The sequence below is a fragment of the Pseudaestuariivita atlantica genome, from assembly GCF_001205715.1.
In the GTDB taxonomy this organism is placed as follows: Bacteria; Pseudomonadota; Alphaproteobacteria; order Rhodobacterales; family Rhodobacteraceae; genus Pseudaestuariivita; species Pseudaestuariivita atlantica.
Genome location: NZ_AQQZ01000010.1, coordinates 1 through 21,856 on the forward strand (window position 1 = coordinate 1; position 21,856 = coordinate 21,856).

General features: G+C 62.6%; 38 protein-coding genes. 33 read left to right on the plus strand and 5 right to left on the minus strand.

From position 1 onward, the window contains the following. The 12 genes from ATO11_RS21285 to rplP form a co-directional block, all read left to right on the plus strand. On the plus strand, nt 1–100 hold a 100-nt coding region (locus ATO11_RS21285), incomplete at its 5' end, for an EF-Tu C-terminal domain-related protein (RefSeq protein ID WP_207382986.1). Nucleotides 101–215: 115 nt separating this feature from the next. After that, nucleotides 216–524 carry a 30S ribosomal protein S10 gene (gene rpsJ, locus ATO11_RS17970; RefSeq protein WP_050532312.1) on the plus strand — a complete coding sequence of 103 codons (309 nt, stop codon included), beginning with the start codon at nt 216–218 and terminating at the stop codon, nt 522–524. 15 nt (nt 525–539) lie between these two features. After that, nucleotides 540–1,403, plus strand: a complete 864-nt coding sequence (rplC, locus tag ATO11_RS17975; RefSeq protein WP_050532313.1) for a 50S ribosomal protein L3 — start codon at nt 540–542, stop codon at nt 1,401–1,403. After that, a complete protein-coding gene (gene rplD / locus ATO11_RS17980) occupies nt 1,403–2,020 on the plus strand; it encodes a 50S ribosomal protein L4 (protein ID WP_050532314.1) in 618 nt (205 codons plus the stop codon). The genes rplC and rplD overlap by 1 nt, the downstream gene beginning before the upstream one ends. Continuing rightward, on the plus strand, nt 2,017–2,313 hold the full coding sequence (locus ATO11_RS17985) for a 50S ribosomal protein L23 (protein WP_050532315.1): 297 nt from the start codon (nt 2,017–2,019) through the stop codon (nt 2,311–2,313). The genes rplD and ATO11_RS17985 overlap by 4 nt, the downstream gene beginning before the upstream one ends. Before the next feature lie 148 nt (nt 2,314–2,461). Then, entirely contained in the window at nt 2,462–2,782 is a 321-nt protein-coding gene (locus ATO11_RS17990; protein WP_050532316.1) for a hypothetical protein, read from the plus strand. Further along, a complete protein-coding gene (locus ATO11_RS21865) occupies nt 2,779–2,961 on the plus strand; it encodes a hypothetical protein (RefSeq protein ID WP_134643154.1) in 183 nt (60 codons plus the stop codon). The genes ATO11_RS17990 and ATO11_RS21865 overlap by 4 nt, the downstream gene beginning before the upstream one ends. Before the next feature lie 156 nt (nt 2,962–3,117). Beyond that, nucleotides 3,118–3,960 (plus strand): 50S ribosomal protein L2, encoded by an 843-nt coding sequence (gene rplB / locus ATO11_RS17995; RefSeq protein WP_050532317.1) that lies wholly within the window; start codon nt 3,118–3,120, stop codon nt 3,958–3,960. Then, nucleotides 3,961–4,239: a 30S ribosomal protein S19 gene (gene rpsS / locus ATO11_RS18000; protein ID WP_043752460.1), complete on the plus strand. Its 279-nt coding sequence runs from the start codon at nt 3,961–3,963 to the stop codon at nt 4,237–4,239. A gap of 3 nt (nt 4,240–4,242) precedes the next feature. Next, the gene (gene rplV / locus ATO11_RS18005; protein WP_050532318.1) at nt 4,243–4,623 is read left to right on the plus strand and encodes a 50S ribosomal protein L22; all 381 of its coding nucleotides are present in this window, start codon (nt 4,243–4,245) and stop codon (nt 4,621–4,623) included. Continuing rightward, complete coding sequence (gene rpsC / locus ATO11_RS18010) at nt 4,623–5,336, plus strand: 30S ribosomal protein S3 (RefSeq protein ID WP_050532319.1); 714 nt, start codon at nt 4,623–4,625, stop codon at nt 5,334–5,336. Before rplV ends, rpsC begins: the two co-directional genes overlap by 1 nt. Before the next feature lie 2 nt (nt 5,337–5,338). After that, complete coding sequence (gene rplP / locus ATO11_RS18015; RefSeq protein WP_050532320.1) at nt 5,339–5,752, plus strand: 50S ribosomal protein L16; 414 nt, start codon at nt 5,339–5,341, stop codon at nt 5,750–5,752. Between the two features lie 108 nt (nt 5,753–5,860). Here rplP and ATO11_RS18020 read toward each other — a convergent pair whose 3' ends face one another. Beyond that, complete coding sequence (locus tag ATO11_RS18020) at nt 5,861–6,481, minus strand: 2OG-Fe(II) oxygenase family protein (protein WP_050532321.1); 621 nt, start codon at nt 6,479–6,481, stop codon at nt 5,861–5,863. Nucleotides 6,482–6,520: 39 nt separating this feature from the next. After that, nucleotides 6,521–6,934 (minus strand): hypothetical protein, encoded by a 414-nt coding sequence (locus ATO11_RS18025; RefSeq protein ID WP_050532322.1) that lies wholly within the window; start codon nt 6,932–6,934, stop codon nt 6,521–6,523. 444 nt (nt 6,935–7,378) lie between these two features. Here ATO11_RS18025 and rpmC point away from each other — a divergent pair, with 444 nt between their 5' ends. From rpmC to rpmD, 11 genes are all read left to right on the plus strand, one after another. Continuing rightward, nucleotides 7,379–7,585 (plus strand): 50S ribosomal protein L29, encoded by a 207-nt coding sequence (gene rpmC, locus ATO11_RS18030; protein WP_050532323.1) that lies wholly within the window; start codon nt 7,379–7,381, stop codon nt 7,583–7,585. Nucleotides 7,586–7,590: 5 nt separating this feature from the next. Further along, nucleotides 7,591–7,857 carry a 30S ribosomal protein S17 gene (rpsQ, locus tag ATO11_RS18035; protein WP_050532324.1) on the plus strand — a complete coding sequence of 89 codons (267 nt, stop codon included), beginning with the start codon at nt 7,591–7,593 and terminating at the stop codon, nt 7,855–7,857. Between the two features lie 137 nt (nt 7,858–7,994). Further along, nucleotides 7,995–8,363, plus strand: coding sequence for a 50S ribosomal protein L14 (gene rplN / locus ATO11_RS18040; protein WP_050532325.1), 369 nt, complete (start codon nt 7,995–7,997; stop codon nt 8,361–8,363). Nucleotide 8,364: 1 nt separating this feature from the next. Further along, the gene (gene rplX, locus ATO11_RS18045; RefSeq protein ID WP_050532326.1) at nt 8,365–8,676 is read left to right on the plus strand and encodes a 50S ribosomal protein L24; all 312 of its coding nucleotides are present in this window, start codon (nt 8,365–8,367) and stop codon (nt 8,674–8,676) included. After that, on the plus strand, nt 8,669–9,229 hold the full coding sequence (rplE, locus tag ATO11_RS18050) for a 50S ribosomal protein L5 (protein WP_050532327.1): 561 nt from the start codon (nt 8,669–8,671) through the stop codon (nt 9,227–9,229). Before rplX ends, rplE begins: the two co-directional genes overlap by 8 nt. A 15-nt stretch (nt 9,230–9,244) precedes the next feature. After that, nucleotides 9,245–9,550 (plus strand): 30S ribosomal protein S14, encoded by a 306-nt coding sequence (gene rpsN, locus ATO11_RS18055; protein ID WP_050532328.1) that lies wholly within the window; start codon nt 9,245–9,247, stop codon nt 9,548–9,550. A 15-nt stretch (nt 9,551–9,565) separates the two neighbouring features. Beyond that, entirely contained in the window at nt 9,566–9,958 is a 393-nt protein-coding gene (rpsH, locus tag ATO11_RS18060; protein WP_050532329.1) for a 30S ribosomal protein S8, read from the plus strand. A 10-nt stretch (nt 9,959–9,968) separates the two neighbouring features. Then, complete coding sequence (rplF, locus tag ATO11_RS18065; RefSeq protein WP_050532330.1) at nt 9,969–10,502, plus strand: 50S ribosomal protein L6; 534 nt, start codon at nt 9,969–9,971, stop codon at nt 10,500–10,502. 12 nt (nt 10,503–10,514) lie between these two features. Beyond that, a complete protein-coding gene (rplR, locus tag ATO11_RS18070; RefSeq protein ID WP_050532331.1) occupies nt 10,515–10,874 on the plus strand; it encodes a 50S ribosomal protein L18 in 360 nt (119 codons plus the stop codon). Between the two features lie 137 nt (nt 10,875–11,011). Continuing rightward, nucleotides 11,012–11,587: a 30S ribosomal protein S5 gene (rpsE, locus tag ATO11_RS18075; protein WP_050532332.1), complete on the plus strand. Its 576-nt coding sequence runs from the start codon at nt 11,012–11,014 to the stop codon at nt 11,585–11,587. A gap of 5 nt (nt 11,588–11,592) precedes the next feature. Beyond that, on the plus strand, nt 11,593–11,781 hold the full coding sequence (gene rpmD, locus ATO11_RS18080; RefSeq protein ID WP_050532333.1) for a 50S ribosomal protein L30: 189 nt from the start codon (nt 11,593–11,595) through the stop codon (nt 11,779–11,781). A 79-nt stretch (nt 11,782–11,860) separates the two neighbouring features. Here rpmD and ATO11_RS18085 read toward each other — a convergent pair whose 3' ends face one another. Then, nucleotides 11,861–12,493 carry a hypothetical protein gene (locus tag ATO11_RS18085; protein WP_050532334.1) on the minus strand — a complete coding sequence of 211 codons (633 nt, stop codon included), beginning with the start codon at nt 12,491–12,493 and terminating at the stop codon, nt 11,861–11,863. Between the two features lie 232 nt (nt 12,494–12,725). Here ATO11_RS18085 and rplO point away from each other — a divergent pair, with 232 nt between their 5' ends. The 8 genes from rplO (at nt 12,726) to rplQ (ending at nt 18,289) form a co-directional block, all read left to right on the plus strand. Continuing rightward, complete coding sequence (gene rplO, locus ATO11_RS18090) at nt 12,726–13,178, plus strand: 50S ribosomal protein L15 (protein ID WP_050532335.1); 453 nt, start codon at nt 12,726–12,728, stop codon at nt 13,176–13,178. Nucleotides 13,179–13,304: 126 nt separating this feature from the next. Then, nucleotides 13,305–14,672: a preprotein translocase subunit SecY gene (secY, locus tag ATO11_RS18095; RefSeq protein ID WP_050532336.1), complete on the plus strand. Its 1,368-nt coding sequence runs from the start codon at nt 13,305–13,307 to the stop codon at nt 14,670–14,672. A 30-nt stretch (nt 14,673–14,702) separates the two neighbouring features. Further along, on the plus strand, nt 14,703–15,347 hold the full coding sequence (locus tag ATO11_RS18100; protein WP_050532337.1) for an adenylate kinase: 645 nt from the start codon (nt 14,703–14,705) through the stop codon (nt 15,345–15,347). A 64-nt stretch (nt 15,348–15,411) separates the two neighbouring features. Beyond that, a complete protein-coding gene (locus ATO11_RS18105) occupies nt 15,412–15,609 on the plus strand; it encodes a CsbD family protein (protein WP_050532338.1) in 198 nt (65 codons plus the stop codon). A gap of 246 nt (nt 15,610–15,855) precedes the next feature. Beyond that, entirely contained in the window at nt 15,856–16,224 is a 369-nt protein-coding gene (gene rpsM / locus ATO11_RS18110) for a 30S ribosomal protein S13 (protein WP_050532339.1), read from the plus strand. Between the two features lie 15 nt (nt 16,225–16,239). After that, nucleotides 16,240–16,629, plus strand: coding sequence for a 30S ribosomal protein S11 (rpsK, locus tag ATO11_RS18115; RefSeq protein ID WP_050532340.1), 390 nt, complete (start codon nt 16,240–16,242; stop codon nt 16,627–16,629). Nucleotides 16,630–16,726: 97 nt separating this feature from the next. Beyond that, entirely contained in the window at nt 16,727–17,743 is a 1,017-nt protein-coding gene (locus ATO11_RS18120; RefSeq protein WP_050532341.1) for a DNA-directed RNA polymerase subunit alpha, read from the plus strand. Nucleotides 17,744–17,866: 123 nt separating this feature from the next. Continuing rightward, nucleotides 17,867–18,289: a 50S ribosomal protein L17 gene (gene rplQ / locus ATO11_RS18125; RefSeq protein WP_050532342.1), complete on the plus strand. Its 423-nt coding sequence runs from the start codon at nt 17,867–17,869 to the stop codon at nt 18,287–18,289. 63 nt (nt 18,290–18,352) lie between these two features. Here rplQ and ATO11_RS18130 read toward each other — a convergent pair whose 3' ends face one another. Both ATO11_RS18130 and ATO11_RS18135 read right to left on the minus strand, forming a co-directional pair. Further along, nucleotides 18,353–18,808, minus strand: a complete 456-nt coding sequence (locus ATO11_RS18130) for a host attachment family protein (RefSeq protein WP_050532343.1) — start codon at nt 18,806–18,808, stop codon at nt 18,353–18,355. Nucleotide 18,809: 1 nt separating this feature from the next. Further along, the gene (locus tag ATO11_RS18135) at nt 18,810–19,043 is read right to left on the minus strand and encodes a hypothetical protein (RefSeq protein ID WP_050532344.1); all 234 of its coding nucleotides are present in this window, start codon (nt 19,041–19,043) and stop codon (nt 18,810–18,812) included. A 92-nt stretch (nt 19,044–19,135) separates the two neighbouring features. On the opposite strand from ATO11_RS18135, the gene ATO11_RS18140 reads away from it, so the two are divergent. After that, complete coding sequence (locus tag ATO11_RS18140; protein WP_050532345.1) at nt 19,136–20,533, plus strand: trypsin-like peptidase domain-containing protein; 1,398 nt, start codon at nt 19,136–19,138, stop codon at nt 20,531–20,533. A gap of 2 nt (nt 20,534–20,535) precedes the next feature. Then, nucleotides 20,536–21,843 (plus strand): replication-associated recombination protein A, encoded by a 1,308-nt coding sequence (locus tag ATO11_RS18145; RefSeq protein ID WP_050532346.1) that lies wholly within the window; start codon nt 20,536–20,538, stop codon nt 21,841–21,843. Nucleotides 21,844–21,856 lie beyond the last annotated feature (13 nt).

Genomic DNA, 21,856 nt, shown 5'->3' on the forward strand with positions numbered 1-21,856 from the left:
ACTGATCGCGCCGATCGCGATGGAAGAAAGCCTGCGCTTCGCCATCCGCGAAGGCGGCCGCACGGTCGGCTCGGGCGTCGTCTCGAAGATCATCGAGTAACAACACCGGCCCGCCTCAACGGCGGGCCAGTTAGAAATTTCGGGCGCGACGAGGGGGCCGGGTGGTCCGTCCTCCTCCTCTCCGCTCCAACGCCTAATCGAAGGCTGACAAGAACATGCAAAGCCAGACCATTCGCATCCGGCTCAAGGCGTTCGACTACCGCGTGCTGGACGCCAGCACGCAGGAAATCGTGAACACCGCCAAGCGCACCGGTGCCGAGGTTCGCGGTCCGATCCCGCTGCCCAACAAGATCGAGAAGTTCACCGTTCTGCGCGGTCCGCACGTCAACAAGAAGTCGCGCGACCAGTGGGAAATCCGCACGCACAAGCGGATGCTCGACATCGTCGACCCGACCCCGCAGACCGTGGACGCCCTGATGAAGCTCGACCTCGCCGCCGGCGTGGATGTCGAGATCAAGGTGTAAGGAGGGCAGGAACAGATGCGCTCTGGAGTGATTGCAAAGAAAGTCGGCATGACCCGGCTGTTCATGGAAGACGGCAAGCAGATTCCCGTCACCGTGCTGCAGCTGGACAAGCTGGAAGTCGTGGCCCAACGGACCGCTGACGCGCATGGCTATACCGCCGTGCAGCTGGGCGCCGGCACCGCCAAGGCAAAACGGACCTCGAACGCGATGCGCGGCCACTTCGCCGCCGCCAAGGTCGAGCCCAAGCGCAAGGTCGTGGAATTCCGCGTCGCGCCCGAGAACCTGATCGAAGTGGGCGAGGAAATCATCGCCGATCACTACTTCGAAGGTCAGTTCGTGGACGTGACGGGCACCTCGATCGGTAAGGGTTTCGCCGGTGCCATGAAACGGCACAACTTCGGCGGCCTGCGTGCCTCGCACGGTGTCTCGATCAGCCACCGTTCGCACGGTTCGACCGGTCAGTGTCAGGACCCGGGCAAGGTGTTCAAGGGCAAGAAGATGGCCGGCCACATGGGCGCTGCCCGCGTGACGACGCAGAACCTGCAGGTCGTCCGCACCGACAGCGACCGTGGCCTCATCATGATCAAGGGCGCTGTCCCTGGATCGAAAGGTGGCTGGGTCACCATCAAGGACGCGGTCAAGAAACCGACGCCCGACAACGTGATCCTGCCCGCGGCGCTTGCCTCGGCCAAGAAGGAAGCACAGCGTCTGGCCGAAGAAGCCGCCGCTGCCGCCGAAGCCGAAGCCAAGGCCGCCGAAGAGGCACGCCTGGCCGAGGAAGCCGCAGCACAGGAAGCCGCGATGAAAGAGGCCGAAGCCTCGATCGAAGCGGATCAGGCTGCCGACGCGCAGACTGAGAAGAAGGAAGGTGACGAATAATGAAACTCGACGTCATCAAACTCGACGGCGGCAAGGCCGGTTCGGTCGACCTGTCGGACGACCTGTTCGGGCTGGAGCCGCGCGGCGACCTGCTGCAGCGCGTCGTGCGCTGGCAGCGCAACAAGGCGCAGGCGGGTACCCACAAGGTCAAGACGCGGTCCGAGACCTCGTATTCGACCAAGAAGATCTATCGCCAGAAGGGCACCGGCGGCGCACGCCACGGTGACCGCAACGCGCCGATCTTCCGTAAGGGTGGCATCTACAAGGGCCCGACGCCCCGCAGCCACGCCCACGACCTGCCCAAGAAGGTCCGCAAGCTGGGCCTCGCCCACGCGCTGTCGGCCAAGGTCAAGGAAGGCAACCTGGTTGTCATCGACACCGCTCAATCCGACGGCAAGACTGCCGCGCTGGCCAAGCAGGTCAAGGAACTGGGCTGGAAACGCGCTCTCGTCATCGACGGGGCCGAGGTCGATGCAGGTTTCGCCAAGGCGGCGGCCAACATCAACGGGCTGGACGTCCTGCCCTCGATGGGTGCCAACGTCTATGACATCCTGAAACGCGACACTCTCGTTCTGACGAAAGCGGGTGTCGAAGCACTGGAGGCTCGCCTGAAATGAGCGCCAAGGCAGAACATTACGACGTGATCCGCAAGCCGATCATCACCGAGAAAACCACGATGGCGTCCGAAAACGGCGCCGTGGTGTTCGAGGTGGCGATGGCCGCGAACAAGCCCCAGATCAAGGAAGCGGTCGAAACGCTCTTTGGTGTCAAGGTGAAGGCCGTGAACACGACCATCACCAAGGGCAAGGTCAAACGCTTCCGCGGCCAGCTGGGCAAGCGCGCGGACGTGAAAAAGGCTTACGTCACCCTGGAAGAAGGCAACACGATCGACGTCTCGACCGGGTTGTAAGGGGTGGTGGGCTAAAGCCCGGCCTACGGAATATGGAAAAGCCCCGCCGGTTGGTGGGGCTTTTCTTGGTTAGGGCAGGGTATTCCTTACTTTCTAAATAGATTATTGTCCGTAAATTTAGCGAGTTATTTCAATCGGAGAATATCAAATGTCATTGAAGAGTATCTTGGAAAGAGAGGGCTCGCTTAGCTTGCATCTCAAGAGTTTTGAAGAAGCTGACGCGACAATCGCGGCTTTAGAAGAAGTGGTGGAGTCAAGGCAATTGTCTGTCTTAAGGGAAGCGCAAACCCTTGCTAAATCAAGCGCGGAAAAATTTAGTATGCTGACTGGAGAAAATGACAAAGAGCCTAGCGATGACACGCCGCCGATTAAGGTCTCAATCGTTTTTCACGGATTTGAAATTTACTCCTTTGAATTCTTGCCTTTTATTGAAATGAACATCGAAATAAATGTTACGATGCCGCTATGAGTGATTTTGCAGTTTATGGATTTTTGGCGCTTGCCTTTCTCGGAGTCCTGGCATTCGCAGAAGTCAACGTTACATTTAAGAAATGGATGCGTGGGGACACTGCTGCAGTGATCTGCTGGAAGTGTTTGATTGTTCTAATTTTGACGGCGATTTTGATTTTGCTAGTCATATACGGTTAGGCTTATGCAAGCTGTTCTTGACCCGCCCGGTCCCAGTCTCTAACTACGCGCATCAGAAACGCTCGGGATTCGTCCAGGGCGCTTCTATTGCGCGTGTTGCAGCGCGTCTAACATAGGCAGGGCAACCTGCCGTTTGCTAAACGGAAGACAGAAAGCATGGCACTCAAGTCGTTCAAGCCGACGACGCCGGGCCAGCGCGGGCTGGTGCTGATCGACCGTTCGGAGCTGTACAAAGGACGCCCCGTCAAGGCCCTCACCGAGGGTTTGACGAAATCGGGCGGCCGGAACAACACCGGGCGGATCACATCGCGGCGTCGTGGTGGCGGGGCAAAACGCCTCTACCGGATCGTTGATTTCAAACGCACCAAAAGGGATGTCGATGGCGTCGTGGTGCGGATCGAGTACGATCCCAACCGGACCGCGTTCATCGCGCTCATTCAATACAACGATGGCGAACAGGCCTATATCCTTGCACCGCAGCGTCTGGCTGTGGGTGACAAGGTGGTCTCGGCCGACAAGGCAGACATCAAGCCGGGCAACGCGATGCCGTTCTCGGGCATGCCGATCGGGACCATCGTGCACAACATCGAACTGAAGCCCGGCAAGGGTGGTCAGATCGCGCGCGCGGCGGGCACCTATGCCCAGTTCGTCGGCCGCGACGGTGGCTACGCCCAGATCCGCCTGTCCTCGGGCGAGCTGCGCATGGTGCGTCAGGAATGCATGGCAACCGTTGGTGCCGTGTCGAACCCCGACAACAGCAACCAGAACTACGGCAAGGCCGGCCGGATGCGCCACAAGGGCAAGCGTCCGTCGGTCCGTGGTGTCGTGATGAACCCGGTCGATCACCCGCATGGTGGTGGTGAGGGTCGGACCTCGGGTGGCCGGACGCCGGTGACGCCCTGGGGTGTCGACACCAAGGGTAAGCGCACCCGCAACAAGAACAAGGCAAGCCAGAAGCTGATCATCCGGTCACGGCACGCCAAGAGAAAGGGGCGCTAAATGAGCCGCTCTGTTTGGAAAGGCCCCTTTGTCGACGCTTACGTGCTGAAAAAAGCCGAAGCGGCGCGCGAATCGGGGCGCAACGAAGTGATCAAGATCTGGTCGCGTCGTTCGACGATCCTGCCGCAATTCGTCGGTCTCACCTTCGGCGTCTACAACGGGCAGAAACACGTGCCCGTGAACGTCTCGGAAGACATGATCGGCCAGAAGTTCGGCGAATATTCCCCCACGCGGACGTATTACGGCCACGCGGCGGATAAAAAAGCGAAACGGAAGTAAGTCATGGGCAAGGAAAAGAACCCCCGCCGCGTGGCTGACAACGAAGCCATGGCGAAGCTGCGGATGCTGCGTACCAGCCCGCAGAAGCTGAACCTTGTGGCCGCGATGATCCGTGGCAAGAAGGTCGAGAAGGCGTTGCAGGACCTGACGTTCTCGCAAAAGCGCATTTCGGACGATGTCCGCAAATGCCTGCAGTCCGCGATTGCGAACGCTGAAAACAACCACAATCTGGACGTGGACGAGCTGATCGTGGCCGAGGCCTATGTCGGCAAGAACCTGATCATGAAGCGCGGTCGCCCGCGGGCGCGTGGCCGGTTCGGTCGCATTCACAAGCCGTTCAGCGAGTTGACCATCAAGGTCCGCCAGATCGAGGAGCAAGCCTGATGGGTAACAAGACGAACCCGATCGGTATGCGCGTTCAGGTCAACCGGACCTGGGACAGCCGCTGGTACGCCGACACCAAGGATTACGGTGATCTTCTGCTCGAAGACATCAAGATCCGCGACTTCATCCATGAAGAGTGCAAGCAGGCCGGCGTGGCCCGCGTCATCATCGAACGCCCGCACAAGAAATGCCGCGTGACGATCCACACGGCCCGTCCGGGTGTGATCATCGGCAAGAAGGGTGCGGACATCGAGACGCTGCGCAAGAAGGTCGCCAACATGACCGACAGCGAGCTGCACCTCAACATCGTCGAAGTGCGCAAGCCGGAGCTTGACGCGCAGCTGGTGGGCGAAAGCATCGCACAACAGCTCGAGCGTCGTGTATCGTTCCGTCGCGCGATGAAGCGTGCGGTGCAGAACGCGATGCGCATGGGTGCCCTTGGCATCCGCGTGAACGTCGCGGGCCGCCTCGGCGGGGCCGAGATCGCGCGGACCGAATGGTACCGCGAGGGTCGCGTGCCGCTTCACACCCTGCGTGCCGACATCGATTACGCCAATGTCGAGGCCACCACGGCCTATGGCATCATCGGGATCAAGGTCTGGATCTTCAAAGGCGAGATCATGGAGCACGATCCCTCGGCGCGTGACCGCAAGGCACAGGAACTGCAAGACGGACCCGCACCGCGCGGCGCCGGCGGCGGTCGGAGGAACTAATCATGCTGCAACCAAAGCGCACGAAATTCCGCAAACAGCACAAGGGCCGCATCCACGGTGAGGCCAAAGGCGGGTCGGACGTCTCGTTCGGCACCTACGGTCTGAAAGCCACCACGCCCGAGCGCGTGACGGCCCGTCAGATCGAAGCCGCCCGTCGTGCCATGACCCGTCACATGAAGCGTCAGGGCAAGGTGTGGATCCGCATCTTCCCCGACACGCCCGTGACCTCGAAACCCGTCGAAGTTCGGATGGGTAAGGGTAAGGGTTCGGTCGATTACTGGGCATGCAAGGTCAAACCCGGCCGCGTCATGTTCGAAATCGACGGCGTCAACGACGACATCGCCCGCGAGGCCCTGCGCCTCGCCGCGATGAAGCTGCCGGTCAAAACCCGCGTCGTGGTCCGCGAGGACTGGTAAGCGGGTTCGGGCTGATGCCCGACCTTTGAAATCAAAAGCCCCCGGCGCGTAAAGCGGCGGGGGCTTTTTGCTGTCAGTGTGGCGCGGGCTCTTTCCGTTTCCGTTTGGTCAGCCCCACGCGTAGTTGAAACTCACGCTCACCCGGTCCTCGTCCGTCATGTTCATCGGCACCTCGTGGCGGAGCCAGCTTTCCCACAGCAGGACCTCTCCGACCTTCGGGTTGGGATAGATGAACTGGCGCAGGTGCTCGGGCGCGTCGGCGGTCCGGGGCGGGGCGGCCATCATCATCGCAAGGCGCGGGTCCTCGAACTTGATCGAGGACGTGCCCTCGGGCAGCGCCACGTAGGTCGTGCCCGAGATCACCGAATGCGGGTGGATGTGGGCGGTATGGATGCCGCCGGGGGGCAGGATGTTGATCCAGATGTCTTCCAGCTTCAGCTCCCGGTCACCCAGATCGAAATGCAGATCGCGCGCGAAGGCGGCGACATGGGCATCGAGCGATTTGACGAGGTCGGCAAAGATCGGGAAGCGCCACGGCAGGTCGGTCAGGGACGCGTACGAAGTGTAGCCGGGAAAGTCGTTCTCGTCGCACCAGACCTGTCCGGCCTCGTCATCCTCGGCGATGGTCTGGCACGAGACGTCCAGCTCCCGTGTGTCTATTGCGGGTTCATGTTCGCCAAGGCTGGCGCGGTAAATCGGGGTCGTAAAAAGTGAAGTGATCTGGGCCATGCCCGTCCCTTACCTCACCCGCACCCACGAGGCGAGACATCACGCGGGGCCGAGTCCCAGAATCGCCGCGTTATGGCTCGGGCTGTCAGATATCACGTAACTGCCATGGGCGATCTTCCACCCGTCCGGAAACCGCTTGATTATGGTAAAGCACCGGTAAGGACGCTGCAGCAGTTTGTCCCCCTGCAACAGGCGACTGATATGTGTCGCTGCCAGAAGGTCTGCGTTGAGGTATTCGGCCGCAATGCATGTCCGTTCAAGCCGCGTCGCACCACAGGCATTGAAATGCCCGACAACCGCGTTGAAGAGGGCGCGCAACTCGGAATGGCTCTCGATCCTGACAGTGCCATCGGGCGTTTCGGTCTCGTGGGGCACGTGGAAGCATTTGCAGAAGGTATCGACATCGCCGTTGAAAAAGCACGCGCCGGTCACCCGCAGGAACCATTCGGCCATATGTGTGGCCGAGAGACGGCATTCGGTCGCTGATATGTCTTCTGTGTTTTCTGACATTTTAAAGAAAGACGTGACGTATGGCCGGTGATCTACACGCCTGATTGGAAAATGTCTTGTTCCTCGATGTCGCAGACGCCGAAAAAAATTTCAAACGATCAATAATCGGACCTTTGTCACCCGTCGCGGCGGACGAGTGCCCCGAATTTTCACGAAGAGAGCGAAGATGCGCGCGGGCCGAGGCACGCGATCACCGCGCAATTGCACCGGGTAGGGCCACGATTCTTTGCGTATCGTGGCGGCGACGCAGGGATGGGCCGCGAATTGACCTGGCGCGTGTTGACAGGCGGGCACATCGCGGCTACCCCGCACGCTCGTTGAACCTCCACCAGAATCGCGGGTGACCCGAAAGGGGCCGGCTGGTGACGTTGAAAAAGGAAAACGGCGATGGACGCCACTGATCTGCGGGACAAGACGCCCGACCAGCTTCGTGACGAGCTGGTAACCCTCAAGAAAGAAGCCTTCAACCTGCGCTTCCAGGCCGCCACCGGCGCGCTGGAGAACCCCGCACGCATCCGCCAGGTGCGCCGCGATGTTGCGCGCGTGAAGACAATCCTGAACGAAAAAGCGGCTGCTGCCGCAGGCGAGGAGTAAGCCACATGCCCAAGCGTATCCTCCGCGGCACCGTGACTTCCGCCGCCAACGAACAGACCGTCACCGTCCAGGTCGAGCGTCGCTTCACTCATCCGGTTCTGAAAAAGACGATCCGGAAGTCCAAGAAGTACCGCGCACACGACGAGACGAACCATTTCCAGAAGGGCGATGCCGTTCGCATCCGCGAATGCGCGCCCAAGTCCAAGACCAAGCGCTGGGAAGTGCTGACGCCTGACATGCTGGACGCAATGAAGGCAGAGCAAGCCGACTGAAGACAGGGCCGCGTTCTGCGGTTCTGACGAAGTCGTTGACAGACGGGCTGCGCGGGTTCATACGCGCGGCTTGACATACGAAACCCCGGGCTCAATGCCGCCAGTTTGGTGCGGGCCCGGACGTCGGGAGAAAACTCATGATCCAGATGCAGACCAATCTGGATGTGGCTGACAATTCCGGAGCCCGGAAGGTTCAGTGCATCAAGGTTTTGGGTGGGTCCAAGCGGAAGTACGCAAGCGTCGGTGACATCATCGTCGTGTCCGTGAAGGAAGCCATCCCGCGTGGTCGCGTGAAGAAAGGTGACGTCCGCAAGGCCGTCGTCGTGCGCACCGCCAAGGAAGTTCGTCGTGACGATGGCACCGCCATTCGCTTCGACCGCAACGCAGCCGTCATCCTGAACAACGCCGGCGAGCCGGTCGGCACCCGTATCTTCGGGCCGGTGGTTCGCGAGCTGCGCGCGAAGAACTTCATGAAAATCATCTCGCTCGCCCCGGAGGTGCTGTAAGATGGCAGCCAAGCTGAAAAAGGGTGACAAGGTCATCGTTCTGGCCGGCAAGGACAAGGGCAAGACGGGCACGATTTCGTCCGTGGACCCGAAATCCGGCAAGGCCGTCGTGGACGGGATCAACATCGCCATCCGCCACCAACGCCAGACCCAGACGGAACAGGGCGGCCGCATGCCCAAGGCATTGCCGATCCAGCTGTCGAACCTGGCCTTTCTCGATGCCAACGACAAACCGACCCGCGTAGGCTTCCGCATGGAAGGCGACAAGAAGGTCCGGTTCGCCAAGTCGACGGGAGATGCGATCGATGCTTGATGCAGCAGACTACACGCCGCGCCTCAAGGCCCAGTACCGCGAAAGCATTCGCGCGGCGCTGAAGGAAGAGTTCGGCTACAAGAACGACATGCAGATCCCCTCGCTCGAGAAGATCGTGCTGAACATCGGCTGTGGTGCCGAAGCGGTCAAAGACAGCAAGAAGGCCAAGTCGGCGCAGGAAGACCTGACGGCGATCGCGGGCCAGAAGGCGATGACCACGGTGGCCAAGAACTCGATCGCGGGCTTCCGCGTTCGCGAAGGCATGCCGCTGGGCGCCAAGGTGACCCTGCGCGGCGACCGGATGTACGACTTCCTCGACCGCCTGATCACCATCGCGATGCCGCGTATCCGTGACTTCCGCGGCGTGAAGCCGTCCTTCGACGGTCGCGGCAACTTTGCCATGGGCATGAAAGAGCACATCGTCTTCCCCGAGATCGATTTCGACAAGGTGGACGAAACGTGGGGGCTCGACATCGTCATCACGACGACGGCGAACTCCGACGCGGAAGCGCAATCGCTTCTGAAGCACTTCAACATGCCCTTCATGAGCTGAGCCAGGAGAGATCACATGGCAAAGAAAGCAATGATCGAACGCGAAAAGAAGCGTCAGAAGCTCGTGGACCGCTACGCTGCGAAGCGCGCCGAGCTGAAAGAGATCGCGAACGACGAATCCAAACCGATGGAAGAGCGGTTCAAGGCGCGCCTGAAACTGGCGAAACTGCCGCGCAACTCGTCGCCCACCCGTCTTCACAATCGCTGCCAGCTTACGGGACGTCCGCACGCGTACTACCGCAAGCTGAAAGTCAGCCGTATTGCCCTGCGGGAGCTGGCCTCGAACGGCCAGATGCCCGGCATGGTCAAGTCGAGCTGGTAAGGGGGAGCACCAGATATGAACGATCCTATCGGTGATATGCTGACCCGCATCCGCAACAGCCAGCTGCGTGGCAAGTCGACGGTGTCGACCCCCGCATCGAAGCTGCGCGGCTGGGTCCTGGATGTGCTGGCCGACGAAGGCTACATCCGCGGCTATGAAAAAGGCACGGATGCCAAGGGGCACCCGACGCTGGAAATCAGCCTGAAATATTTCGATGGCACGCCTGTCATTCGCGAACTCAAGCGGGTCTCGAAACCCGGCCGTCGCGTGTACATGGGTGTCGATGACGTGCCGCAGGTCCGCCAGGGCCTGGGCGTGTCGATTGTCTCCACGTCGAAAGGCGTGATGTCGGATGCAAACGCACGTGCAGCCAATGTCGGCGGCGAAGTGCTTTGCACCGTGTTCTAAGGAGGGATCCATGTCTCGTATTGGCAAAAAGCCGGTTGAGCTGCCCTCGGGTGTGTCCGCCGCCATCAGCGGTCAGACGATCGAGGTGAAGGGCCCCAAGGGCACGCAATCCTTCACCGCGACCGATGACGTGACGCTGACGGTGGAAGACAACGTCGTGAAAGTCGAACCGCGCGGCAAGTCCAAGCGCGCACGCCAGCAGTGGGGCATGAGCCGCACGATTGTGGCCAACATGGTCCACGGTGTCACCAGCACTTTCAAGAAAGAGCTGGAAATCCAGGGCGTCGGCTACCGGGCACAGCTTCAGGGCAACACGCTCAAGCTGAACCTCGGCCTGTCGCACGACGTGAATTTCGAAGTGCCCAGCGACGTCACCGTCACGGTCCCCAAACCGACCGAGATCATCGTCGAAGGTCACGATCCCCAACTGGTCGGGCAAGTCGCCGCGAACATTCGCGAGTGGCGCCGCCCCGAGCCCTACAAGGGCAAGGGTATTCGCTACAAGGGCGAGTACATCTTCCAGAAGGAAGGCAAGAAGAAGTAAGGACGCAAGACAATGGCAAACACGAAACGTCAGCTGTTTCTCAAGCGCCGCCTGCGCGTCCGGAACAAGCTTCGCAAGGTCAACTCCGGCAAGATGCGCCTCAGCGTGCACCGGTCGAACAAGAACATCAGCGTGCAGTTGATCGACGATGTCGCGGGCCGCACGGTCGCGGCGGCCTCGTCGCTCGAACCGTCGCTGGGTGTTGTTGGCAAGAACAACGTCGAAGCGGCCGCAAAGGTCGGTTCGGCCATCGCCGAGCGGGCCAAGAAGGCCGGCGTCGACGAAGCCTATTTCGATCGTGGTGGGTTCCTCTTCCATGGTCGGGTGAAGGCCCTGGCCGACGCGGCACGCGAAGGCGGGCTGAAAATCTGATGATGGCGCGGGGCGGGTGAGGTCTCATCCGTCCCGCGTCGTTTCTGCAGGCGGTTCGCCGCCTCGATGATGCGGGCGCAGTCGCGCACCAGCATTGATCCACCGCCGCGCCACGCGGCACATGAACAGGAGGCCACATGGCCGAGAGAGATAACCGCCGGGGCAACCGCCGCGACCGCGACGAAGCCCCCGAATTCGCCGACCGCCTGGTCGCCATCAACCGCGTGTCGAAAACCGTCAAGGGCGGTAAACGCTTCGGCTTCGCGGCGCTTGTCGTCGTGGGCGACCAGAAAGGCCGCGTCGGTTTCGGCAAGGGCAAGGCCAAGGAGGTCCCCGAGGCGATCCGCAAGGCGACCGAACAGGCCAAGCGCAAGATGATCCGCGTGCCGCTGAAGGAAGGCCGCACGCTGCACCACGACATCGAAGGTCGCCACGGCGCCGGCAAGGTCGTGATGCGCACCGCACCGAACGGGACCGGTATCATCGCCGGTGGTCCGATGCGCGCCGTGTTCGAGATGCTGGGCGTTCAGGACGTCGTCGCCAAGTCGATCGGTTCGCAGAACCCCTACAACATGATCCGCGCCACGATCGACGGGCTGGGCCGTGAGCAATCGCCGCGTTCGGTCGCGCAACGCCGTGGCAAGAAGGTCGCTGACATCCTGCCCAAGCGGGACGACGCACCGGCCGCCGCAGCTGAAACCGAGGAGGCCTGAGCCCCATGGCAAAGACAATCGTCGTCAAGCAGATCGGCTCGCCGATCCGCCGCCCCGCCATCCAGCGCCAGACGCTGATCGGCCTGGGCCTGAACAAGATGCACAAGACCCGCGAGCTGGAAGACACGCCCAGCGTGCGCGGCATGGTCGCCAAGATCCCGCACCTCGTCGATATCATCGAAGAGCGCGGCTGATCGCACCCGATCACACCGAATTGAAGAACCCCGCGGCGCCAACCGCGGGGTTTTTTCTTTGTCCCGCGGGGCGGCGGGGTCAGGCCGTGGCGGCTTGCCGGGCCGTGACCGTCCGACCCGCGGCCCGGCCCGCAAGGATAGCGGTGATGATCGCCGTGTACAGCCCGAACAGGTAGGCCGGGTATGCCAGCAGAACCCAGTTCACCTCGCCCACGACGATAACGGCAATGCCCGCCGCCGCGAGGTTCAGGTACCAGCAGCTCAGCGTCTCGGTCCCCGGCTCGCGGTAGGATTTCAGCACCGTCGCGACGCCACCCAGCGCGCTGATCGAGATCGAGATCGTCAGCGCATAAACCGCGTCCTCGGTCGCGTACCACAGGCCCAGACCGCAGACCGCCGCAAGCAGGGTAAGCGCGTCGGCCCGGCTGAGGTAGCTGCCCATGCCCATGCGGATCGACAGCAGGAAGACGATGATCGTCCCGCCCGACTGGACCCCGGAGAACCACAGCGAGGAGGTCGCGCCTTCATAAGCCTGCGACACGGTCGAGATCGAGGACAGCACCGCCCAGATAAGCCACGTGGCACGGTGGGGGCGGGTGTCTCCGCGCAGCGTGTCGCGCAGGTAGGGCAGGTAAGCAAGCGTGCCGAGTGCGGCTGCGGTGAGGCCCATCAGCACCACCCAGTCCGCCGGCAAAATGGTGCCGAACGTCATGATAAAATCCAAACTTAAATAGTCTTTGTAGCCTTATACGTCTTCAGACGTAGCGAAGGGATGGAGGTTTTACATACCCTCGATTGGGTAAATTGCCCTCCTATTGGCTCTTGATCAGGGCAAGGGTGGGCGCTATACGCCGCCGGTGGGCCGCAAGGCCCGGACATTATCAACGCCGTGTGCCTCCCTTTGTCGCTGTTCGGGGAGGTCTTCCGGCAAAGGAGACGCGACAATGAAACTGCATGAAATTTCCGACAATCCCGGCGCAACCAAGCGCAAGAAGCGCGTGGGCCGTGGCCCCGGTTCGGGCATGGGCAAGACCGCCGGCCGTGGTATCAAGGGTCAGAAATCCCGTTCGGGTGTGGCGATCAAGGGCTACGAAGGTGGCCAGATGCCGCTTTACCAACGTCTGCCCAAACGCGGCTTCAACAAGCCCAACCGCAAGGAATACGCCGTCACGAATCTGGGCCTGATCCAGAAGTTCATCGACGCAGGCAAACTCGACGCCGGCAACATCACCGAGGACACGCTGGTCGAATCCGGCCTCGTCCGCCGCAAGCTGGACGGCGTGCGCGTTCTGGCCAAGGGCGAACTGACCGCCAAGGCGACCATCACGGTGACCGGCGCGTCCAAATCCGCGGTCGAGGCCGTTGAAAAGGCGGGCGGCAGCCTGACGGTCGCGTAAGGCGTGCGACAGCTTCGTGACTTGTGAGCGGGCGCGTGTCCGCTTACATGTCCAAACAAGTTTCCAACTGACGCCGCCGCGGCCCGGAAACGGCCCCGGCGGCGTTTGTCTGACAGAGAGAGCCGCATGGTATCCGCAGCAGAACAAATGGCCGCCAACACGTCCTGGGGCGCGCTGGGCAAGGCAACGGACCTTCGCAACCGAATCCTGTTCACCCTCGGCCTGCTGATCGTCTATCGCCTCGGCACCTTCATCCCGGTCCCCGGCATCGACGGAACCGCGCTGCGCGAATTCATGGAGCAGGCCCAGCAGGGCATCGGCGGCGTTCTGACGATGTTCACCGGTGGCGCGCTGGGGCGGATGGGTATCTTTGCCCTTGGCATCATGCCCTATATCTCTGCCTCGATCATCGTTCAGCTGCTCACCTCGATGGTGCCGCAGCTGGAGCAGCTGAAGAAAGAGGGCGAACAGGGCCGCAAGAAGATCAACCAGTACACGCGCTACGGCACAGTTCTGCTGGCGCTGTTCCAGGCCTACGGGCTTGCCGTGAGCCTCGAGGCGGGCAACCTCGTCACCGATCCCGGCTGGTTCTTCCGCGCCTCCTGCGTGATCACGCTGGTCGGCGGCACCATGTTCCTGATGTGGCTGGGTGAACAGATCACCGCCCGCGGCGTCGGCAACGGTATCTCGCTCATCATCTATGTCGGCATCATCGCCGAGGTCCCCGCGGCGCTGGCGCAATTCTTTGCGCAGGGCCGCTCGGGCGTCCTGTCGCCGGCGATCATCGTCGGCGTGATCGTGATGGTCATCGCGGTGCTGATGTTCGTCGTGTTCATGGAACGCGCACTGCGCAAGATCACCATCCAGTACCCGCGCCGCCAGGTCGGTATGAAGATGACCGAGGCGCAGCAATCGCACCTGCCGGTCAAGGTGAACCCGTCGGGCGTGATCCCGGTGATCTTCGCCTCGTCGCTGTTGTTGCTGCCGACGACGATCAGCACCTTCTCGGGGTCGCAAACCGGGCCGATCATGTCGACGATCCTTGCCTATTTTGGCCCCGGCCAGCCGCTCTACCTGCTGTTCTTCGCGGCCATGATCGTCTTCTTCGCGTACTTCTATACGTTCAACGTGTCGTTCAAACCCGATGACGTGGCCGACAACCTGAAGAACCAGAACGGGTTCGTGCCGGGTATCCGGCCCGGCAAGAAGACGGCGGAATACCTCGAATACGTGGTCAACCGCGTGCTGGTCCTTGGTTCGGCCTACCTTGCGCTGGTCAGCCTCCTGCCGGAAATCCTGCGCGCGCAACTGGCGCTGCCGTTCTTCTTCGGCGGTACCTCGGTCCTGATCGTCGTGTCCGTGGCCATGGACACGATCCAGCAGATCCAGTCGCACCTTCTGGCACACCAGTACGAAGGTCTGATCCAGAAATCGCAATTGCGCGGCCGCGGTGGCGCACGGAAGAAAGGCAAGCGGGCGCCGACACGTCGATAAGGCGGCGGTGCCCCCACGGGGGACAAGACCATGAACATCATCCTGTTGGGGCCTCCGGGCGCCGGTAAAGGCACGCAGGCACGCATCCTCGTGGATGGCCGCAACATGATCCAGCTGTCGACCGGCGACATGCTGCGCGAAGCCCGCACCTCGGGCACCGAGATGGGCCAGAAGGTCGCCGCGATCATGGATGCCGGGGAGCTTGTCACCGACGAGATCGTGATCGGCCTGATCCGCGAGAAGCTGCAGGGCGACAAGGCCGGTGGATTCATCTTCGACGGTTTCCCGCGCACGCTGGCGCAGGCGGATGCGCTGGGCAACCTTCTGTCGGAAATGGGTGAGACGCTCGACGCCGTGGTCGAGATGCGCGTCGATGACGAGGCGCTCGTCGCCCGCATCACCGCGCGGTCGACCTGCGGCAATTGCGGCGAGGTCTACAACGACATCACCAAGCCGATCCCGGCCGACGGCAAATGCACCAATTGCGGCGGGACCGAGTTCAAGCGCCGGGCGGACGACAACGAGGAAAGCCTCAAGACCCGCCTGATGGAATACTACAAGAAAACCTCTCCGCTCATCGGCTACTACTATGCCAAGGGCGATCTGCGCTCGGTCGATGGCCTGGGCGAGATCGACGAGGTCAAGGATCGCATCGCGGGCGCGCTGGACGGCTGATTCCGGGGAACATCGGCGGACCCTTTCGCGTTGCCTCGACAAGCAACTGCAAAGGAGATTTCCGATGAACTGGGACCAGATCCAAGGCAAGTGGAAAGAGCTGAAAGGTCAGGCGCAGGCCAAGTGGGGCGAACTGACCGATGACGAGCTCGACGAAGCGCAAGGCAACCGCGAAAAGCTGGTGGGCCTCGTGCAGCAAAAATACGGCAAGGCCAAGGACGAGGCCGAGCGCGAAGTCGACGAATGGGTCGCCAAGCACTGACGCCGGAACATGCCGGATCAAGGGCTCGCGCAGGTGCTGCGCGGGCCCTTTTTCATTAGGGGCTTGACGCTTTCCGGCACAGACCCTAATTGCCACTATCTCTAGCGAGAATCATATGCGGACCCCATTCGCGAGGGGATGCGCAGACCACCTCAAGTCGTGAAGCCCGATGCGCCAGACCGCCTCGGGCTTTGGTTGTGAAAAAAGGGCCTGGGATCACGGGTCCGCAACGAAAGGAACGAACCTTTGGCTCGTATCTCCGGGGTCAACATCCCCACTGGCAAACGCGTGCCCATCGCGCTCACCTACGTCACCGGCATCGGCCACGCCTCGGCGAAAGCCATCTGCGAAGCCGTCGGCATCGAACCGTCGCGCCGCGTGAACGAACTGTCGGACAGCGAAGTCCTGCAACTGCGTGAACACATCGACGCGAACTACACCGTCGAAGGTGACCTGCGCCGCGAAGTGCAGATGAACATCAAGCGCCTGATGGACCTTGGCTGTTACCGTGGCCTGCGCCACCGTCGCAACCTGCCGGTCCGCGGCCAGCGCACGCACACCAATGCGCGCACCCGCAAAGGCCCGGCGAAACCCATCGCCGGCAAGAAGAAGTAAGGGAGGGCGCGAGACATGGCACGTGATACCCGTCGTGGTAAGAAAAAGGTCTCGAAGAACATCGCAGCAGGCGTTGCGCATGTGAATTCGTCCTTCAACAACACCAAGATCCTCATCTCGGACGTTCAGGGCAACGCGATCGCGTGGTCCTCGGCCGGGACCATGGGCTTCAAGGGCTCGCGCAAGTCGACGCCCTATGCCGCGCAGATCGCGGCAGAGGACGCTGGCAAGAAGGCGCAGGAACACGGCGTGAAGACGCTGGAAGTCGAAGTGCAGGGCCCCGGTTCGGGCCGTGAATCGGCGCTGCGCGCGCTGGCTGCCGTCGGCTTCAACATCACGTCGATCCGTGACGTGACGCCGATCGCGCACAATGGCTGCCGCCCGCCGAAGCGCCGCCGCGTCTAAACTGTTTGGCGCGCCCGACACATGGGCGCGCCCCATCGATCAACCTCGGGAGCGGTGGCCTAGGATCCGGGCTCATCGCAGGCATGGAGGGACTTAAATGATCCATAAGAACTGGGCCGAGCTCATCAAACCGACGCAGCTGGATGTCAAACCCGGCAACGACCCGATGCGTCAGGCGACCGTTGTCGCCGAACCGCTGGAGCGCGGCTTTGGCCTCACGCTGGGCAACGCGCTGCGCCGCGTTCTCCTGTCGTCGCTGCAGGGCGCTGCCATCACCAGCGTCCAGATCGACAACGTGCTGCACGAGTTCTCGTCCGTGGCAGGTGTCCGCGAGGACGTGACCGACATCATCCTGAACCTCAAGGGCGTTGCCCTGCGCATGGAAACCGAGGGGCCGAAGCGCCTGTCGATCCAGGCGAAAGGTCCGGGTGTCGTCACCGCCGGTGACATCAGCGACAGCGCGGGCATCGACGTGCTCAACCGCGAGCACGTGATCTGCCACCTCGACGAGGGCGCGGACGTCTACATGGAACTGACGGTCAACACCGGCAAGGGCTATGTCGCGGCGGACAAGAACAAGCCCGAAGACGCCCCCATCGGCCTGATCCCGATCGACGCGATCTATTCGCCGGTCAAGAAGGTCAGCTACAACGTGCAGCCCACCCGCGAGGGCCAGGTGCTGGATTACGACAAGCTGACCATGAAGGTCGAAACCGACGGTTCGATCACGCCGGATGACGCCGTGGCCTTTGCCGCGCGCATCCTGCAGGACCAGCTGTCGATCTTCGTGAATTTCGACGAGCCGGAATCGGCCACCGCGGCGGCAGAAGACGACGGGCTGGAATTCAACCCGCTGCTGCTGAAGAAGGTGGACGAGCTGGAACTGTCGGTGCGTTCGGCCAACTGCCTGAAGAACGATAATATCGTTTATATCGGCGACCTTATCCAGAAGACCGAGGCAGAGATGCTGCGCACGCCGAACTTTGGCCGGAAGTCGTTGAACGAGATCAAGGAAGTGCTGTCCGGCATGGGCCTGCATCTTGGCATGGATGTCGAGGACTGGCCGCCCGACAACATCGAGGACCTCGCCAAGAAGTTCGAGGACTCGTTCTGATCTGACATGTAGGTCGGCTGATCCTCAGCCGACCTGCCTCACACCCGGGCAATCCCGCCCCAATAGGAGAGCGGTCCGCACGCACGGACCGCCGGACAAAGCACAAAACGAAGGATTGAACTCATGCGTCACGCTCGCGGATACCGCCGCCTCAACCGCACCCACGAACACCGCAAGGCCCTGTGGGCCAACATGGCGGGCAGCCTGATCGAACACGAACAGATCAAGACGACCCTGCCCAAGGCCAAGGAACTGCGCCCCATCGTGGAAAAGCTGATCACTCTGGCCAAGCGCGGTGACCTGCACGCCCGCCGCCAGGCCCGTGCCCAGCTGAAGCAGGACATGCACGTCGCCAAGCTGTTCGACGTCCTCGGCCCCCGCATGGCTGAACGTCAGGGCGGCTATATCCGCATCATGAAAGCGGGCTTCCGCTACGGTGACATGGCGCCGATGGCGATCATCGAATTCGTCGATCGTGATGCCGACGCCAAGGGCGCCGCCGACAAGGCGCGCCTCGCCGAAGAAGAGGCGATGGCCGAAGAATAAGCGCGCACCCCGCGCAAGCGACAAGGCCCCCGAGCGCGTGCTGCGCCGGGGGCCTTTTTCGTGTCAGGCCGCGTCCAGCTCGGCCTTCACCAGTTTCTCGATCTCGTTGACGGGATGGTTGGTCAGCGTTTTCGGCACCTCGGCCACCACGCGGTCGGCGACTTCCTTGTGCATCTCGTCCCGCAGCACGCCCAGCACCTGCGGCGACGCGACGATCACCAGCCGCTCGAACTTGCCGGCATGGGCTTCCTTGTACAGCCGTTCCGCAAGGTCCTTGGCAAACCGTTCCTTCTGCAACTCGTGCCAGTCGGTGTCGTCCAGTGCCGAGCGTTGGCCGTGCCCGGTATCGGGCATGCGCCCCGGTCGGTTTGCCGATTGCTCGATGTCCGACGGGTTCTCTTCCTCGTCCACGTCCTTGACGTCGAAATTCGGGTTCTCGTGATCGGTCAGGTTGCGCAGGAACAGGGCCTTTTCGCTGTCGGTGACCACGATCAGCGTATCGTTCTTCAGGCGCGCCATGTCAGTCTTCTCCAGTGCCGTGATGTCCGCCAAGATTGCCCTCGCCTTTCTCGTCGGACTTGCGCACGCGGGTCACGCCCGGCCGGTCCTGCGTCGCCCGTTTCAGGGTGTCGCGGGTGCCGACCTTGCGTTCGAGGTTGCCCTGCGCGCGTCCCTGCTGTGCGGGCGTCGGCGCATCGTCGAGATAGGCGTCGGTTTCCTTCTCTCCATCGTTCGAGCGGTAGCGTTCTGCCATGATATGTCCTTTCTTTGAGGGACAAACCCGCGTCCCCCGATGCCGGTTCCCACCCATTGCATTCGCCCCGCGCGGGTCGCATATGATGCGACATGCGTGTCCTTTTCCTGACGATACTGGCCCTGGTCGCGGCATTGCCCGCCATGGCACAGACATCCCGCTGGGCCGAGGTTCCGACGAGCCAGGCGCAGATCAACCTCACCTTCGCCCCCCTCGTGAAGGAGGCCGCGCCCGCGGTCGTCAACATCTATGCCCGCCGCGTGGTGGCCGAACGCCAGCCGCGCATGTTTGCCGACGACCCGTTCTTCGGGTCGCTGTTGCGGGAGTTCGGGCAACCGCGCCAGCGCATGCAGAACTCGCTTGGATCGGGCGTGATCCTCAGCGCGGATGGCATCGTGGTATCGAACTACCACGTGGTCGGTATGGCGACCGATATCCGGGTCGTTCTGAACGACCGCCGCGAATTTACCGCGCGCGTGCTCCTGGGGGACGAGGAAAGCGACCTCGCCGTGCTGCAACTGGAAGGGGCGACCGACCTGCCATACATTGACTTGCGCAATTCCGACACGGTCGAGGTGGGGGAACTGGTCCTTGCCATCGGCAACCCGTTCGGGATCGGGCAGACGGTGTCGTCGGGCATCGTGTCCGGCCTTGCGCGGTCCGGTGCGGCCACCGGTAACGCGCGCGGTTACTTCATCCAGACCGATGCCGCGATCAATCCCGGCAATTCCGGCGGCGCGCTGATCGACGTGAACGGCGATCTCATCGGCATCAACACCTCGATCCTCACCCGGTCCGGCGGGTCGAACGGCATCGGGTTCGCGATCCCCTCGCTGCTTGTCTCGCAATTCGTCGAACAGGCGCGGGCGGAGGTCTCCCGCTTCCAGCGCCCGTGGGCCGGCGTGACCGGGCAACCGGTCTCTCCCGACATGGCCGAAGCCTTCGGCCTTGTTCTGCCCGAAGGCGTGATCCTGAGCGATCTTCACCCGGCCAGCCCGTTTTCCGCGGCCGGGTTCGTCCCCGGTGACGTGATCCGGCTGGTGGACGGCCAACCGGTCAATACCCCGGCAGAGATGATCTTTCGCATGACCGTTGCCGGGATCGGGCACGCGGCCACGATCAGTGCGACCCGCGAGGGGCAGGACTTCGAAGTGGTCGTGCGGATGATCGAACCGCCCGAGGACCCGCCGCGCAACCAGATCGTCCTGCGCGAGGACGAGGTTCTGCCGGGCCTGACACTGGCGCGCACCAATCCCGCCGTGCTGGCCGAGCTTGACCTGTCGATCGGCGTGGAAGCCGTGGTTGTCGTCGATGCCGGCCCGGTCGCGCCGCGCATCGGGTTGCGTCGTGGTGACGCGATCCTGTCGATCAACCGGTTCCGCATCGAAAGCCCGCTGGATGTGCGCCGCGCCCTGCTGTCGGCCGGACGTCGCGTGACGCTGGATGTCATGCGCGGCGGGCGGCGTGTGTCGCTCGCCTTCCGGCTTTAGCCATGGCCGATCTGTTCGATCGCGCCGATCTTGCCGCCGATGCGCCGCGTCCGCTTGCGGACCGGCTGCGCCCGGCGACACTGGCGGACGTGATCGGGCAGACCCACGTGCTCGGTCCCGAGGCACCGCTGGGCGTCATGCTCGCCTCGGGCGCGCTCACGTCGCTCGTGTTCTGGGGGCCTCCGGGTGTCGGCAAGACGACCATCGCCCGCCTTCTGGCCCATGAAACCGACCTTCACTTCGTCCAGATCAGCGCGATCTTTTCCGGCGTGGCCGAGTTGAAGAAGGTGTTCGAGGCCGCCCGCCAGCGCCGCCGCGCGGGGCAGGGGACGCTGCTTTTCGTCGACGAGATCCACCGCTTCAACAAGGCCCAGCAGGACAGTTTCCTGCCGCACATGGAAGACGGCACCATCCTTCTCGTCGGGGCCACGACCGAGAACCCGTCGTTTGAGTTGAACGCCGCCCTTCTCAGCCGCGCGCAGGTCCTGGTGCTGGAGCGCCTGCCGCTCGCCGACCTCGAACGCCTGACGCAAAGGGCTGAAAAGGCGCTGGACCGTCGCCTTCCGCTCGACGGTCCGGCGCGCGAAAGCCTGCAGGAGATGGCCGATGGCGACGGTCGGGCGCTTCTGAACCTGGTCGAACAGGTCGCGGCGTGGGAGGTGGACGGCACGCTCGACACGGCGGCGCTTGCACAACGGCTGTCGCGCCGTGCGGCGCTTTACGACAAGTCAGGCGACGCGCATTACAACCTGATCTCGGCCCTGCACAAATCGGTGCGCGGGTCCGACCCGGATGCCGCGCTGTACTGGTTCGCCCGGATGCTCGAAGGCGGTGAGGACCCGCGATACCTCGCCCGCCGCATCACGCGCATGGCGGTGGAGGATATCGGCCTCGCCGATCCGCAGGCGCAGGCCGTGTGCCTGCAAAGCTGGCAGACCTTTGAACGCCTCGGATCGCCCGAGGGGGAACTGGCCCTTGCGCAGGCGCTGATCTACCTCGCGCTCGCGCCGAAATCGAACGCCACCTATGTCGCCTACAAGGGCGCGCGGCGGCTGGCCAAAGACACCGGATCACATGCGCCCCCGAAACACATCCTGAACGCGCCGACGCAGTTGATGAAGGATCAGGGCTATGCCGACGGCTACGCCTATGACCACGACGCCGAAGACGGCTTTTCCGGGCAGGACTATTTCCCCGACGGGATGGACCGCCCCGACCTCTACGATCCGGTAGAGCGCGGATACGAGCGTGATCTGAAGAAAAGGCTGACCTATTTCGCCCAGCTCAGGGCCAAGCGGCAGGGCGGTTGACATCGCGCGCGCG

Excerpts from the sequence above, each read along its gene's own strand:
- rplV (WP_050532318.1), top strand. The coding sequence starts at position 4,243 with ATGGGCAAGGAAAAGAACCCCCGCCGCGTGGCTGACAACGAAGCCATG.
- ATO11_RS21865 (WP_134643154.1), top strand. The coding sequence starts at position 2,779 with ATGAGTGATTTTGCAGTTTATGGATTTTTGGCGCTTGCCTTTCTCGGA.
- ATO11_RS18085 (WP_050532334.1), bottom strand. The coding sequence starts at position 12,493 with ATGACGTTCGGCACCATTTTGCCGGCGGACTGGGTGGTGCTGATGGGC.
- ATO11_RS18120 (WP_050532341.1), top strand. The coding sequence starts at position 16,727 with ATGATCCATAAGAACTGGGCCGAGCTCATCAAACCGACGCAGCTGGAT.
- rpsN (WP_050532328.1), top strand. The coding sequence starts at position 9,245 with ATGGCAAAGAAAGCAATGATCGAACGCGAAAAGAAGCGTCAGAAGCTC.
- ATO11_RS18145 (WP_050532346.1), top strand. The coding sequence starts at position 20,536 with ATGGCCGATCTGTTCGATCGCGCCGATCTTGCCGCCGATGCGCCGCGT.
- rpsS (WP_043752460.1), top strand. The coding sequence starts at position 3,961 with ATGAGCCGCTCTGTTTGGAAAGGCCCCTTTGTCGACGCTTACGTGCTG.
- rpsC (WP_050532319.1), top strand. The coding sequence starts at position 4,623 with ATGGGTAACAAGACGAACCCGATCGGTATGCGCGTTCAGGTCAACCGG.
- ATO11_RS17985 (WP_050532315.1), top strand. The coding sequence starts at position 2,017 with ATGAGCGCCAAGGCAGAACATTACGACGTGATCCGCAAGCCGATCATC.
- rplQ (WP_050532342.1), top strand. The coding sequence starts at position 17,867 with ATGCGTCACGCTCGCGGATACCGCCGCCTCAACCGCACCCACGAACAC.
- ATO11_RS18105 (WP_050532338.1), top strand. The coding sequence starts at position 15,412 with ATGAACTGGGACCAGATCCAAGGCAAGTGGAAAGAGCTGAAAGGTCAG.
- ATO11_RS18020 (WP_050532321.1), bottom strand. The coding sequence starts at position 6,481 with ATGGCCCAGATCACTTCACTTTTTACGACCCCGATTTACCGCGCCAGC.
- rplX (WP_050532326.1), top strand. The coding sequence starts at position 8,365 with ATGGCAGCCAAGCTGAAAAAGGGTGACAAGGTCATCGTTCTGGCCGGC.
- rpmD (WP_050532333.1), top strand. The coding sequence starts at position 11,593 with ATGGCAAAGACAATCGTCGTCAAGCAGATCGGCTCGCCGATCCGCCGC.
- rplD (WP_050532314.1), top strand. The coding sequence starts at position 1,403 with ATGAAACTCGACGTCATCAAACTCGACGGCGGCAAGGCCGGTTCGGTC.
- ATO11_RS18100 (WP_050532337.1), top strand. The coding sequence starts at position 14,703 with ATGAACATCATCCTGTTGGGGCCTCCGGGCGCCGGTAAAGGCACGCAG.
- rpmC (WP_050532323.1), top strand. The coding sequence starts at position 7,379 with ATGGACGCCACTGATCTGCGGGACAAGACGCCCGACCAGCTTCGTGAC.
- ATO11_RS18140 (WP_050532345.1), top strand. The coding sequence starts at position 19,136 with ATGCGTGTCCTTTTCCTGACGATACTGGCCCTGGTCGCGGCATTGCCC.
- rplR (WP_050532331.1), top strand. The coding sequence starts at position 10,515 with ATGGCAAACACGAAACGTCAGCTGTTTCTCAAGCGCCGCCTGCGCGTC.
- rplF (WP_050532330.1), top strand. The coding sequence starts at position 9,969 with ATGTCTCGTATTGGCAAAAAGCCGGTTGAGCTGCCCTCGGGTGTGTCC.
- ATO11_RS17990 (WP_050532316.1), top strand. The coding sequence starts at position 2,462 with ATGTCATTGAAGAGTATCTTGGAAAGAGAGGGCTCGCTTAGCTTGCAT.
- rplO (WP_050532335.1), top strand. The coding sequence starts at position 12,726 with ATGAAACTGCATGAAATTTCCGACAATCCCGGCGCAACCAAGCGCAAG.
- rplB (WP_050532317.1), top strand. The coding sequence starts at position 3,118 with ATGGCACTCAAGTCGTTCAAGCCGACGACGCCGGGCCAGCGCGGGCTG.
- ATO11_RS18025 (WP_050532322.1), bottom strand. The coding sequence starts at position 6,934 with ATGGCCGAATGGTTCCTGCGGGTGACCGGCGCGTGCTTTTTCAACGGC.
- rpsQ (WP_050532324.1), top strand. The coding sequence starts at position 7,591 with ATGCCCAAGCGTATCCTCCGCGGCACCGTGACTTCCGCCGCCAACGAA.
- ATO11_RS18130 (WP_050532343.1), bottom strand. The coding sequence starts at position 18,808 with ATGGCGCGCCTGAAGAACGATACGCTGATCGTGGTCACCGACAGCGAA.
- rpsJ (WP_050532312.1), top strand. The coding sequence starts at position 216 with ATGCAAAGCCAGACCATTCGCATCCGGCTCAAGGCGTTCGACTACCGC.
- rplP (WP_050532320.1), top strand. The coding sequence starts at position 5,339 with ATGCTGCAACCAAAGCGCACGAAATTCCGCAAACAGCACAAGGGCCGC.
- ATO11_RS18135 (WP_050532344.1), bottom strand. The coding sequence starts at position 19,043 with ATGGCAGAACGCTACCGCTCGAACGATGGAGAGAAGGAAACCGACGCC.
- secY (WP_050532336.1), top strand. The coding sequence starts at position 13,305 with ATGGTATCCGCAGCAGAACAAATGGCCGCCAACACGTCCTGGGGCGCG.
- rpsH (WP_050532329.1), top strand. The coding sequence starts at position 9,566 with ATGAACGATCCTATCGGTGATATGCTGACCCGCATCCGCAACAGCCAG.
- rplN (WP_050532325.1), top strand. The coding sequence starts at position 7,995 with ATGATCCAGATGCAGACCAATCTGGATGTGGCTGACAATTCCGGAGCC.
- rpsE (WP_050532332.1), top strand. The coding sequence starts at position 11,012 with ATGGCCGAGAGAGATAACCGCCGGGGCAACCGCCGCGACCGCGACGAA.
- rpsK (WP_050532340.1), top strand. The coding sequence starts at position 16,240 with ATGGCACGTGATACCCGTCGTGGTAAGAAAAAGGTCTCGAAGAACATC.
- rplC (WP_050532313.1), top strand. The coding sequence starts at position 540 with ATGCGCTCTGGAGTGATTGCAAAGAAAGTCGGCATGACCCGGCTGTTC.
- rplE (WP_050532327.1), top strand. The coding sequence starts at position 8,669 with ATGCTTGATGCAGCAGACTACACGCCGCGCCTCAAGGCCCAGTACCGC.